General features: G+C 55.5%; 11 protein-coding genes. 7 read left to right on the forward strand and 4 right to left on the reverse strand.

All coding sequences use genetic code 11. The features are described 5' to 3' along the window. Positions 1–19 precede the first annotated feature (19 nt). From ACMZ66_RS15340 to ACMZ66_RS15350, 3 genes are all read left to right on the forward strand, one after another. Complete coding sequence (locus ACMZ66_RS15340; protein WP_416938359.1) at positions 20–1747, forward strand: hypothetical protein; 1728 nt, start codon at positions 20–22, stop codon at positions 1745–1747. Between the two features lie 72 nt (positions 1748–1819). After that, the gene (locus ACMZ66_RS15345) at positions 1820–2629 is read left to right on the forward strand and encodes a tetratricopeptide repeat protein (protein ID WP_416938361.1); all 810 of its coding nucleotides are present in this window, start codon (positions 1820–1822) and stop codon (positions 2627–2629) included. Further along, the gene (locus tag ACMZ66_RS15350; protein WP_416938363.1) at positions 2626–3303 is read left to right on the forward strand and encodes an HAD family hydrolase; all 678 of its coding nucleotides are present in this window, start codon (positions 2626–2628) and stop codon (positions 3301–3303) included. The genes ACMZ66_RS15345 and ACMZ66_RS15350 overlap by 4 nt, the downstream gene beginning before the upstream one ends. A 12-nt stretch (positions 3304–3315) precedes the next feature. Here the strand turns inward: ACMZ66_RS15350 and ACMZ66_RS15355 are convergent, their stop codons facing one another. From ACMZ66_RS15355 to puuE, 4 genes are all read right to left on the reverse strand, one after another. After that, positions 3316–3822 (reverse strand): ureidoglycolate lyase, encoded by a 507-nt coding sequence (locus tag ACMZ66_RS15355; RefSeq protein WP_416938365.1) that lies wholly within the window; start codon positions 3820–3822, stop codon positions 3316–3318. Positions 3823–3833: 11 nt separating this feature from the next. After that, positions 3834–4853, reverse strand: a complete 1020-nt coding sequence (alc, locus tag ACMZ66_RS15360; protein WP_416938367.1) for an allantoicase — start codon at positions 4851–4853, stop codon at positions 3834–3836. 73 nt (positions 4854–4926) lie between these two features. Continuing rightward, the gene (gene uraD / locus ACMZ66_RS15365; RefSeq protein ID WP_416938368.1) at positions 4927–5454 is read right to left on the reverse strand and encodes a 2-oxo-4-hydroxy-4-carboxy-5-ureidoimidazoline decarboxylase; all 528 of its coding nucleotides are present in this window, start codon (positions 5452–5454) and stop codon (positions 4927–4929) included. Positions 5455–5480: 26 nt separating this feature from the next. Next, positions 5481–6395 (reverse strand): allantoinase PuuE, encoded by a 915-nt coding sequence (gene puuE / locus ACMZ66_RS15370; protein ID WP_416938370.1) that lies wholly within the window; start codon positions 6393–6395, stop codon positions 5481–5483. 434 nt (positions 6396–6829) lie between these two features. Here puuE and uraH point away from each other — a divergent pair, with 434 nt between their 5' ends. The 4 genes from uraH to xdhC are packed head-to-tail and all read left to right on the forward strand — an operon-like array spanning position 6830 to position 12118. Continuing rightward, on the forward strand, positions 6830–7183 hold the full coding sequence (gene uraH / locus ACMZ66_RS15375; RefSeq protein WP_416938371.1) for a hydroxyisourate hydrolase: 354 nt from the start codon (positions 6830–6832) through the stop codon (positions 7181–7183). An 8-nt stretch (positions 7184–7191) separates the two neighbouring features. Beyond that, positions 7192–8685 carry a xanthine dehydrogenase small subunit gene (xdhA, locus tag ACMZ66_RS15380; protein ID WP_416938373.1) on the forward strand — a complete coding sequence of 498 codons (1494 nt, stop codon included), beginning with the start codon at positions 7192–7194 and terminating at the stop codon, positions 8683–8685. Continuing rightward, positions 8678–11074 carry a xanthine dehydrogenase molybdopterin binding subunit gene (xdhB, locus tag ACMZ66_RS15385; protein ID WP_416938375.1) on the forward strand — a complete coding sequence of 799 codons (2397 nt, stop codon included), beginning with the start codon at positions 8678–8680 and terminating at the stop codon, positions 11072–11074. The genes xdhA and xdhB overlap by 8 nt, the downstream gene beginning before the upstream one ends. Before the next feature lie 3 nt (positions 11075–11077). Next, a complete protein-coding gene (gene xdhC / locus ACMZ66_RS15390) occupies positions 11078–12118 on the forward strand; it encodes a xanthine dehydrogenase accessory protein XdhC (protein WP_416938376.1) in 1041 nt (346 codons plus the stop codon). The last annotated feature ends 92 nt before the right edge of the window (positions 12119–12210 follow it).

A 12210-nucleotide genomic window follows, 5' to 3' on the forward strand; every position in this document is an offset into this window, starting at 1 on the left:
GAACCAAAAAGGATCGGGCATGGCACAGCGTCACTGGCTGTTTCCCGCAAGCGGGGCGGCATATGGATTGGCCTTGTGGTATCTAAGTGATTACGACCTTGGCTATGACTATGTCCTTGCCGCTGTGATGACCTTTGTCGCAGCCCTGGCCTTTTGCAGCTGGTTTGCCATGGGGGTGCGAAACCTGCGCGATGACATCGCATTTTGCGCCGTCGTCTCGACCGTTGCCGCACTTCAGGTGTTTGGCTTCCAGCAACTGGTCGGATTTGAATATGTCGATGACACCGCGATCTTTGGTCTTTTGATCAGTCAGGCCCTTTGGGTGGGAATCGCGACATCGGCCTGGCGCATCTGGATGCCGGTGCAAACCACAGTCCTTCCCAATCACGCCGATCCATCTGCCCTTGTTTCAGATATCTGGTCGATCAAGCTTTCGCTGGCATTTGGTCTTTTGGCCGTTGGCATCGTGTGGCCGGTTCTATGGGCGCTGATCACGTTGTTTGAGCTGGTCGGCCTGACCGGGATTGAGGATATCCTGACCGAAGGCTGGGTTGCTGCCCCGCTATCCGGGGCAGCCTGCGCGACCGGTATTTTGATTGCGCGCGAGAAATCAAATCTTCTGATCCCGATCCGCCAAGTGATCGGCGGCATGTTCCGCGTTCTTTATCCCATTCAGGCACTTGGTTTGTTTGTGTTTCTGATCGCAGCCATCTTTGGCGGTTGGGAAACCCTGATTGCGCAGGAATTTGGTGTCTGGTGGACGGTGATGTCGGCAGCGGCCGGTTTAAGTTACCTGTTGTTTGGCACTGTGCAGGCCAATGACGGCACGACATTGTTTGGCCGTATCGGTGATCGCATCTTTCGCGTGACGCTTTGGATGGCGCCACTGTTTGGCGCACTTGCGATTTACACCACTTGGCTGCGCGTCAGCGAATATGGCCTGACGCCATCGCGGGTTTATGGCATATGGGCCGCCCTGTTTGTTTTGTTTGCGACGATCTGGTTGGCGGTGGCGGCCTTCGGGCGGCGGCAATCAACACCGGTCATGTTGCGTAAAACCTTTGGCCATATCGCGATTTGTTTGGCGATGATGGCGTTTTTCATTCATCTGCCGCTGATGGACCCGATCAGCATGTCCGCGCGAAGCCAATCTGAACGGGTATTGGCAAAGCTTGCGGGGCAGAATGCCCAAACGGAAATCCCGGACGAACTTGAAGATGATCTGGTCTATCTGGCCGGTGAGTTGGGCAAGCCCGGTGAAGGGGTAATTGCCGATGTGAGCGAAAGTCATGCGGATTTGATCCCGACGATTGCCGATTTGCGGGCCTATCGCGCTCCTGAAATGGCCGAACGGGTGGATGTGAAAGACATCCCGGTCTATCCGCCAGATCACGGCATGGGGGACGATCGGCTGACGGCGTTGCTTGAAGATCAGCTGAAATATGATCGGGAATATTGCCGGGAACGCAGTGCGGGGGCGGATAATGTCTGTGCCGTGCTTTTGGTCGATCTCGATCGTGATGGCGTGAAGGAGGCCGTGTTTTTCAACACGCGCGATTTTGCCGGTGTTTATGCCTTTGATGATGCTAATGACACTTGGCGTCTTCTGACCAATCTTCAGGTAGAGGGGGATGGAAAGGATCGCAGAAAACTGATTGATGGGTTGGCCAGCGGGGCGGTCGAGTTGATTGCACCGCGCTTGTCCGACCTTCGCGTTGGCGGGATCGATTGGCGACAAAACCCTTAATTCTTTTACTGTTAACGCCTGAATTACCGAAATGGTGTATGATGCAAATGGCTCTCGTCACTGAAACAGGGAATGAATTCTTTGCCTGATCGCCACCCATCCAAATTCAAAATGCTGCGTTTTTCTGTCCTGTCACTGGGGTTGCTGGGGCTTGCGGCCTGCGGTGATACCGGCCCGAAATGGGAAGCGCAGGATATGTTTGCTGCCCCAACCCAGCAGAAGCTTGATGATCGCTATCGGGCGATGATCGATTTCAAGGCCATGGCACGGGATGACGCCGGGACGGAATATGCCGCCGGGCCGTCGGCCACGGTCATGGGGGCGGTTGAAGATGCGGTTGCCACCTGTCAGCAGGCCAATGCGATTGGCTGCAAGGCGGTACGTGTCGGCCTGACATGGGTTGATGGACTGGATCAGCAGGCGATTGAAAGCGTGATGGCATCCTATCGCGATACCATGACCGCAGAAGCCTATCAGGCGGCAATACAGGGCAATATGGGGGCGGCCAACTGGCTTGCTTATCATTATGCCGTGCGCGGCGAGAACTTGGGTGAAGCAGAACGACTTTCCAAACAGGCATTGCAGGTCGCACCGGATGACCCCGGTGCGCTTGATACCTATGGATTGATCCTGTATCGGCAGGGTCGTTATCAGCAGGCCGAAGAAGTCTTTATACGCGTGAACAAGGCGATGCCAACGGCCGAGCATATCGCGCATTTTGCCGATAACGCCTTGGCGATGGGCAAGACGGAAATGGCGCGTGCGGCCTATCAACGTGCCCTTCAGGCCGGGGCAAGTCCGGTCCTGTCCCAAACCATCCAGAAACGCCTTCTTGCGTTGGATCTGGGTGGCGGAGGCAGTGCGGCGCAGCCGACGCAATGATCAAACACATCATCTTTGATTGCGACGGTGTCCTGATCGACAGCGAAATCCTGTCCTTTGCCGTCGATGAACGGATGCTGCCGGAATATGGCATCACGCTCGATGTTTCTGAACTGGCGCGCAGTTTTGGCGGTGTCGCCTATCGCGAGATGGTGGCAGACCTTAATGCCCGGTTTGATGTCGATATCGATCCGGTTGCCTATCAGAAACGCTGCGAAGCCGAACTTGCCCGTACGTTTGAAACCGATCTGCGTGCCATCGCCGGAATGCGCGAACTGGTGGCAGATTTAAGTGCCCCCTTTGCCCTGGCATCGGGCAGTGATCTGGCGCGGTTGGATCAGTGTCTTGGCCTGACGGATTTTGCCGATCTTTTTGGCGATCGCATTTTCTCGGCCGAGCAGGTCGCACGCGGGAAGCCGGCCCCGGATGTTTTCCTGTTGGCGGCAAAGTCGTGTGGCTGGAGCCCGGAAAGCTGTCTTGTGATTGAAGATAGCCCGTCTGGCGTGATCGCGGCCGGGGCGGCAGGTATGCGTTCGGTCGGTTTTCTGGGCGGGGCGCACCGGAGTTCAGAGGATGCGGATATTCTGCGCGATGCCGGGGCAGAATATGTCGCAGGCAACAGCGCGGATTTGCGCGGTTACCTGCGGGATCTTGGATTGGTTGGTCAAGCTTGATGCTTGGGCGGGTTACGCCCAATCAAGCGTAATGACCTCGCCATCGACCAGCGGCAGGTCAATTTCATTCAGGTTATTACCCGGACCCGAACGATCAACGATCAGAAAATCGCTGTCTTCTTCCAGAACCAAAAGCGGGTGATGCCAGACGTTTTTGGCGTAAGTCACCCCCTGCGTGCCGTCGGACAGGAATGCGCGCAGGTCTTCGGGTTTGGGTGTATCGGTGCCCGACGCCACAACGATCAGGAACTTCTGTGCCGATAGGGGCATGAAGGCCTGAGATCCCAGCGGATGGCGTTCCATCATCTTGATTTCAATCGGCTTTGGCCGGGGCGTGCCGCGAAAGATGCTGATGATCGGTGCACCACCTTCGTCGGCTACATCGACACGGGAAATGTCGTGGAACCGGGTGGTGGTGCCCAGATTGATCGGATAGCTATCGCGTGCGGTATCAATCGAGATGACTTCGCCAAACGGGGCAAAGGCATCCTGGGTCAAATGTTCGACCTGAAGCTTCATGCCTGTGCCCGTTATTTGGTTTTCGGTTTGCCAAGGATACGCAAACGGCTGATGCCGCCATCGGGGATCGAATTGACCCGAAGATGGGTCACCGGACCATTCACACTAAGCGCTGCGGCATCAAATTCGTGAATATGGTCTGCCTGCATCTTGCTTTCTGGCAGGATTGTCGACCAGAACATCGAACGTGCACGAAGGGACTTGTCCTTTTCGCCGTCAACATAGGCACCCTGGATCGATACGCGGTCCGGATAGTTGCCCTTGAAGTGGCAGGTATCGACAATGATCTTTTCGATCTCGCCCGGATGACCCAGCTCGACGATCAGCCATTCATTGCCCGGTTCACGACGGCGGCGGGTTTCCCAGCCATCGCCCATATTCACCCCGCGACCCGGTGCCAGAATGGCATTCGGGTTGCCGTAATGGGCATCGGACCAGCCAACAACCACACCGCCATTGATCATCGCTGCCAGATCGACCTGTTCGCCCTTGGCGGCCATCTCGGTCCAGTCACGGTTCGGACGGCCATAAACACGCAGGCGTGCCACACCACCATCGGGATAGATATGCAGGCGAACGTGGGTATAGATCGCATCCGACGTCACATCGGCATAGTGATGCGCGCTGGCGCCAAGGCCCAAGGGAGCAACGATTTCATCCCATTTGGCATCATCGGCCGGATCACCATTCGGGCAATAGCAGCCTTCAAGTGATGCTGCGGGCGGGAAGTTGCCGGTAAAGTGGCTGGTATCGATATCAACGCCATAGATGCGACCAGACGTTGCCAGACGGACAACGCAGTAATCATGGCCTTCAACGCGTTTGCGACGGCTTTCCCAGCCATCCATCCACTTGCCATGGTCGTCATAGCGATCAGGATAGAAAATGGCCTCTGCGGTTTGCAGCATGCGCTGCTTGTCGGCAAAGAAATCGTCGGTCGCAAAGATTGCTTCTGCGCCCAGACGTTCGTCGGCCAGATTGACAAAGCGCCGTGCAAATTCCGGTGCGTCGTGATTTTCCTGATGGCTCATGGTCGTGTAATCCTGAAATGGTCGTTTATTATTCGGTGATTAATCGGTTTCGTCGGTGCTTTGGCGGTTAGACCTAAAGCGCCTCAAGCCGCAATTTGGCAATGCGGTGAACCTGATTGATCGCCTCGTTAAATTCGGCTTCGGTATCGTTTTTCACACGGCGCTCGAACGCCGCAAGAATATCGGTGCGGTGGAACCCTTTGACCGCAAAGATGAACGGGAACCCGAATTTCTGCTTATAGAGATCATTAAGCTCGGTAAAGCGGGCCAATTCATCGGCGGTACATTGATCAAGGCCTGCACCCATTTGTTCGTTCTGCGACGATGCTGTCAGTTCAGCCAGGGCCAGCTTGCCCGCCAGATCCGGGTGGGCACGCAAAAGGGACAGTTTATCGGCATCAACCGCGCCATTGACCACAGCGGCCAGCGCATCAGCAAGGGCAGATGGCGTATCAAGCGCATTGGTAATGCCGCGCTCATAAAGCTGTTCGGCAATCCAGGGCGAATGTTCGTAAACGCCACCATAGAGTGACACAAACGCGCTTTTGGCAAGCGTGCTTGGCGGGCGGGTTTCAAACAGGGATTTGGTGGTTTCTGTCATGGTGACCTTGTTCTTATTTTTGGTTTTCAACCGCCAAAGGGATGATGTTCGCGCCAATGGCGGGCGATATCGATCCGGCGGGCAAACCAGACATTGTCATGGCTTTGTACATAATCGACAAAGCGTTTAAGGGCAGCGAAACGGCCCGGACGGCCAACCAGTCGGCAATGAAGGCCAAGCGACAGCATCCGCGGGGTTTCAGCGCCTTCTTCATACAGGGTATCGAAGCTGTCCTTGAGATACTGGAAATATTGTTCGCCGGAATTGAAGCCCTGCATGGCGGCAAAGCGCATGTCATTGGCATCAAGGGTATAGGGCACGATCAGGTGCGGCTTTTCTGTCTGGGTGCTCCAAAAGGGAAGCTCGTCACTGTAATCATCGGCATCGTAAAGGAAGCCACCTTCTTCACACACAAGGCGGCGGGTATTGGGGCTTGTGCGCCCGGTGTACCAGCCAAGCGGACGTTCGCCGGTGACATCCTTGATGATATCAATCGCCTTATGCAGATGTTCGCGTTCGATATCCTCGGGCACATATTGGTAATCGATCCAGCGATAGCCGTGTGAGCAAATCTCGTGACCATCCTTCATTGCGACTTCGCCAACTTTGGGGTGGCGGGCAAGGGCCATGGCAACGGCAAAGATCGTGATCGGGATCTGACGTTCGCGGAACAGGTTCAGGATGCGCCATACACCAACGCGCGAGCCATATTCATAAATCGACTCCATGCTCATATGGCGAACACCGTCGCGCATATCCGCACCGACGATTTCCGACAGGAAGGCTTCGGATGCCTTGTCGCCATGAAGGATGCAGTTTTCACCGCCTTCTTCATAGTTCAGGACAAACTGAACGGCCACACGCGCCCCGTTGGGCCAGTTGGCCTTGGGCGGTTTTTCGCCATAGCCAATCAAATCACGCGCATATGTCTGGTCGTTCATTCGAGCCTTCTCCTGAATTCTGTCACGCCCGGCTTTGTTGTGCGGAACGTTTGGTGTAGCATCTTGTTGGTTACAATTAACCATAGGTCACAGCGCAGCAAGGGATAAACCCAAGCCTGCCGGACCGGATAAGTGCCGCACTATCAAGACGGTTTTGATAATGTTCCTGGACGGAATTTGATTTGGGCCACGTTTTACGCGGTCTTTCAAGGCTTTTCGCCGCTGTTGATAACTATAGTGCCTGAAACTGCTGCATTCGTTTTTCAAAGAATTGTTGATATAGTTTCACTTTATCCCCTCTTTCCTGAGGGTGGGTCGTAATGCGACCCTTTTAAATCGCTCAAAATTGGTACGGCACAAAATTCATAAACAGAATGCCGACCAGAGGGAGAAGCGACCGACCACCGCATTTGACTTGAGAGAGGAGGCCCGGCATGGGACGACTGACTACCCATGTACTGGATACGGCAAAAGGCTGTCCGGCTGCTGGTATCCGCATCGAGCTGCACCGTTTTGGAAACGGTCACGATGACCTTGTTGCCGAAGCCGTGACCAATGCCGATGGCCGCACGGAAGCACCGATGCTTGATGGTGCCTCTTTCAAGACGGGTGAGTATCAACTGGTGTTTCATGCCGGTGACTATTTCGACGCGATTGGTGAAAAGCTTCCCGAACCGAAATTCCTTGATCATGTCGTGATCCGCTTTGGGATTTCCGATGGTCAGGCGCATTACCATGTGCCGCTTCTGCTGTCGCCGTTTGGCTATTCCACCTATCGCGGAAGCTGAGGTCAGTCATGGCGAACGCGACGAACACTTTCCGACCCGAAATCCGTTTCCTGTTTGGCGATGAGGAACGCACGCTGCGCGATATCGATCCGCAGATGACCGTGCTTGATTATATCCGCCTGACCGAACGCAAATCGGGCACCAAAGAAGGCTGTGCCGAAGGCGATTGTGGTGCTTGCACCGTGGTTCTGGGCGAGCCCGATGGCAATGGTGGCATGGCCTATCGCACGGTGAATGCCTGTATTCAGTTTGTGCCGACCCTCGATGGCAAACAGCTTCTGACGGTCGAGCACCTTAAGTCCAAAGACGGTTCCTTGCACCCGGTGCAGCAGGCCATGGTTGAGACGCATGGGTCTCAATGCGGGTTCTGCACGCCGGGCTTTGTCATGAGCCTTTATCAGTTGTGGCTTGATGGTGGCGAAGATGACCGTGGCGCGATCAATGATGCGCTCGCCGGGAACCTGTGCCGTTGTACCGGCTATGGCCCGATCATTGACGCCGCGCGCAAGGCAGGCGGGGTTGCTGCGGGTGACGCAGTTGAACAAAAGCGCCGCGCGGATGTTGCAGCCCGACTGAGTTCGATGATCAAGGACGCCGGAACGCTCGCGATTGAACATGCCGCAGGTCGCTATTACGCGCCGCGGACGTCTGATGAATTGGCAAGCCTTCTGGTCGCGCATCCCGATGCCACGGTTCTGGCCGGGGGTACGGATGTCGGGCTTTGGGTGACCAAGATGCTCAAGCGTCTGGATCCGATCACTTATATTGGCGATGTCGCCGATATGAAGTCGGTTTACGAAACCGATGATGCCCTGATTATTGGGGCTGGCGTGACCTATAGCCGGGCGCATGATGCACTGGGTCGAGTGGCCGCCGATATTGGCGAGTTGGTCCGTCGCATCGGATCGCGCCAGATCCGCAATGCCGGGACTGTTGGCGGCAATATCGCCAATGGATCACCGATTGGCGATACGCCGCCTGCCTTGATCGCGCTGGGTGCTAAGATTGTTCTGCGCATGGGTGATGTCCGGCGCGAAGTAGCACTCGAAGATTTCTTTATCACCTATGGAAAACAGGACCGGGTTGCCGGCGAGTTTGTCGAAAGCGTGATTGTGCCCAAACCAAAGTCCGGTCTGGTGTTCAAGGCCTATAAAATCTCCAAACGGTTTGATCAGGATATAACGGCGGTTCTTGGTGCATTCGCGATCAAGGTTGTCGATGGCAAGGTCGCGGAATTTCGCGCTGCCTTTGGCGGGATGGCCGGAACGCCGATGCGGGCCAAGAAATGCGAAGCAGCCCTGATTGGGCAGGCTTGGGATGAAGCATCTTTAAACGCAGCCCAGCTGGCACTTTCCAAGGATTTCGCGCCAATGACCGATATGCGGGCATCGAAGGAATACCGCATGCTGGTGGCCCAGAACCTTTTGACCAAGCTGTTTATTGAGACCAACGCGCCTGAAGTTGCCACGCGCCTTGTTGGCAAGGAGGCCGCCCATGTCTGATCAGGTGGCGAAACCCGATATGGATGATCTTGTCACACCGACCGCAGGACTTTCGGGCGGTGTGCGGTCATCATCCAAGCATGATAGCGGGCCCAAGCATGTTGCGGGCGAAGCGGTTTATATCGATGACATTATCGAGCCTTATGGCACGCTTCATCTCGCACCGGGTGCTGCCAATATCGCGCATGGCAAGATTACCAAGATGGATCTGTCGAAGGTCCGTTCGGCGCCGGGTGTTGTTTGTGTTCTGACCGCCGATGATGTGCCGGGCCTAAATGACGTGTCACCGGCCCACACCCATGATGACCCGGTTCTGCCGGATGGCATCGTGCAATTCTATGGTCAGCCGGTCTTTTGTGTTGCTGCTGAAACGCGCGCGCAGGCCCGTGCCGCCGCCAAGCTTGCAGAAATCGAATATGAAGAACTGCCAGCGGTGCTTTCGGTCGAAGACGCACTTGCGAAGCAGTCCTTTGTCGCCCCCCCGCATGTGATGAAGCAGGGCGATGCCAAAGCAGCCCTTGCCAAGGCAAAGCATCGTCACTCCGGGAAAATGGATATTGGCGGGCAGGATCATTTTTACCTTGAAGGGCAGATCACCTTTGCCATTCCGGGCGAAGACGGTGATGTACTTTTGCATTGCTCGACCCAGCATCCATCGGAAGTTCAGCACAATATCGCCAATGTCCTTGGCCGTCCGGCCAATGCGGTCACGGTTGAAGTGCGCCGCATGGGTGGCGGCTTTGGCGGAAAGGAAACGCAGGCATCGCAATGGGCCGCACTTGCGGCCATTGTTGCGGTTAAAACCGGACGCCCGGCGAAGTTCCGACTGGACCGTGATGACGACATGGTCATGACCGGCAAACGTCATGACTTTGTTGTTGAATATGATGTTGGCTTTGATGATGACGGGCGCATTTGCGGCCTTGATATTCAATATGCGGCCAATTGCGGTTTCTCGGCCGATTTGTCGGCCGCGATTGCCGATCGTGCCATGTTCCATACCGACAATGCCTATTTCCTTGGCGATGTCGAAATCAGGTCCTACCGCTGCAAAACCAACCTTGTGTCGAACACGGCGTTTCGTGGGTTTGGTGGGCCGCAGGGGATGGTCGCGATTGAGCGCATCATTGATGAAATCGCCATGACCGTCGGCCGCGATCCGATGGATGTGCGCATTGCCAACTATTACGGCACCGATGATCGCAATACGACGCCATACCACATGGTGGTCGAAGATAACGTTCTGCCGGAACTAACCGACGATATTCTTGCTGCCAGCGATTATCGCAAACGCCGCGAAGAGATCGATGCGTTTAACGAACAAAGCCCGGTTTTGAAAAAGGGCATCTCGCTGACGCCGGTTAAATTCGGCATTTCCTTTACCACGACGTTCCTGAACCAGGCCGGTGCGCTGATCCATGTCTATCAGGATGGCTCGGTTCATCTGAACCATGGCGGGACGGAAATGGGGCAGGGCCTTTTCATCAAGGTCGCCCAGGTCGTCGCCGAAGAATTCCAGATAAATCTTGATCAGATCAAGATCACCGCGACCAATACCGGCAAGGTGCCAAACACATCGGCAACCGCAGCTTCAAGCGGGGCGGATATGAACGGGATGGCAGCACGTGATGCAGCCATGACGATCAAGAACCGCCTGATCGAATTTGCTGCCGAAAAGTATGACGTGGCGGAAGCCCAAGTCCGATTTGTGCCGGGCAAGATCATTGTTGGTGATAAGGCGGAACTGGCATTCGCCGATCTGATCAAGCAGGCTTATCTTGCGCGCGTGTCGCTGTCGGCGACGGGCTATTACGCGACGCCGAAAATCCATTATGACCGCGAAACCGCGTCGGGCCGACCGTTCTATTACTTTGCCTATGGCATGGCCTGCTCGGAAGTTTTGATTGATACCCTGACCGGCGAAAACAAGGTCACGCGCGTTGATATCATCCATGATGTCGGCAGGTCGCTGAACCCGGCGATTGACCGTGGTCAGATTGAAGGCGGTTTTATTCAAGGCATGGGATGGCTGACATCCGAAGAACTTTGGTGGGATGATAAGGGCAACCTGCGCACCCACGCGCCGTCGACCTATAAAATCCCGGCATGTTCAGATCGACCGGACGATTTCCGACTTGATCTTTGGTCTTCCGGACGAAATGTGGAAAAAACCATTCATCGCTCCAAGGCGGTTGGTGAGCCACCCTTGATGCTGGCCATTTCCGTCCATCGCGCGATTGCCGATGCGGTGGCATCGGTTGCCGACCACAAGGTCATCCCGGCACTCAGCACCCCGGCGACACCCGAAGCGGTTCTGTATGCTGTGGCCGATGTTGCCAAACGCATGATCGAACAATCGGGACAGGCTGTTCCGGCGGTTGGGGAATAATCCATGACCCTGTCGCTGCGTGAACATATTAACCTTCTGTCGGGAACCGATCCGGTGATGCTGGTATCCGTTGCCGCATTGCGCGGATCAACCCCGCGCGAGGTTGGTGCGTTCATGCTGATCAGTGACAACGCGACGGCGGGCACGATTGGCGGTGGCAATCTTGAACATCAGGTGACCTTGCGCGTTCAGGCGGCATTTGCCGATGCCGGTGAGCTGACCAAAGCCGAGATAGTCCGCTTCCCGCTTGGCCCTGGACTGGGTCAATGTTGCGGGGGATCGGTTGAAGTTGGTTTCCATTTTCTGGATGCCGATAGCCAATCCGAACTTCGCGATGTTTTGACCGACATTGCCGATCAGCCGGTTTCGCAAAATGGCCGCTGGTTGATGCTGCCGATGGGGGATCACGGGAAACGTTCGGTTGCTGATCAAAACAGTCCGCAATCTGCAATGCTGGCCAATGGTTTTGGTACCGCGCGCGGCGGGATTGTTGCGATCAATGGCGCGGAAACGCTGTGTTTGCGCCTTGATGAGGCCTTGACGCCTATCTGGATTTTCGGTGCGGGTCATGTCGGGCAGGCGATTGTAAATGCCCTGTCACCCTTGCCGTTTGACATCCATCTTGTCGATTCGCGCGATGCGTATCTGGATGCGGTGACGGGCAATAATATTCATATTTGTCAAAGCGATAGGCCGGAATTGGAGGTCGCTGACATCCCGTCCGGGGCGCATGTTTTGATCCTGACGCATAACCATGCGCTTGATTTTGACATCTGCCGGGCGGCTTTGATGCGCGGTGACCTTGGTTTTGTTGGCATGATTGGCAGTCAAACCAAACGTGCACGCTTTGTCCGAAGGCTTTCTGACCGGGGGTTGGGTGCGGTTGAAATCGGCCGTTTGACATGCCCGATTGGGATTCAAGGCATTACCGGAAAACAGCCGGTGGTAATTGCGGCTTCTGTCGCAGCGCAGGTGCTATCGGTGCGTGAAGCTCAGATGGCGCAAAATCAGACGACCAAATCCGCATCAGACGGGGTCGGCTGATTATAAAGCCTTCATTGAAGGTGTTTTTAATGCTAAAGGGCCGCGAAATGACGGCCCGATCAGGTGATCTGGTTACCAGATCAAGGGCTTCG

Origin of the sequence: Thalassospira sp. (genome assembly GCF_048059015.1) — a bacterium.
Lineage (GTDB): Bacteria > Pseudomonadota > Alphaproteobacteria > Rhodospirillales > Thalassospiraceae > Thalassospira.

Coding starts and splice junctions, on each gene's coding strand:
- xdhA (WP_416938373.1), top strand. CDS start 7,192: ATGGCGAACGCGACGAACACTTTCCGACCCGAAATCCGTTTCCTGTTT.
- ACMZ66_RS15340 (WP_416938359.1), top strand. CDS start 20: ATGGCACAGCGTCACTGGCTGTTTCCCGCAAGCGGGGCGGCATATGGA.
- uraD (WP_416938368.1), bottom strand. CDS start 5,454: ATGACAGAAACCACCAAATCCCTGTTTGAAACCCGCCCGCCAAGCACG.
- xdhC (WP_416938376.1), top strand. CDS start 11,078: ATGACCCTGTCGCTGCGTGAACATATTAACCTTCTGTCGGGAACCGAT.
- uraH (WP_416938371.1), top strand. CDS start 6,830: ATGGGACGACTGACTACCCATGTACTGGATACGGCAAAAGGCTGTCCG.
- xdhB (WP_416938375.1), top strand. CDS start 8,678: ATGTCTGATCAGGTGGCGAAACCCGATATGGATGATCTTGTCACACCG.
- ACMZ66_RS15345 (WP_416938361.1), top strand. CDS start 1,820: ATGAATTCTTTGCCTGATCGCCACCCATCCAAATTCAAAATGCTGCGT.
- ACMZ66_RS15350 (WP_416938363.1), top strand. CDS start 2,626: ATGATCAAACACATCATCTTTGATTGCGACGGTGTCCTGATCGACAGC.
- alc (WP_416938367.1), bottom strand. CDS start 4,853: ATGAGCCATCAGGAAAATCACGACGCACCGGAATTTGCACGGCGCTTT.
- ACMZ66_RS15355 (WP_416938365.1), bottom strand. CDS start 3,822: ATGAAGCTTCAGGTCGAACATTTGACCCAGGATGCCTTTGCCCCGTTT.
- puuE (WP_416938370.1), bottom strand. CDS start 6,395: ATGAACGACCAGACATATGCGCGTGATTTGATTGGCTATGGCGAAAAA.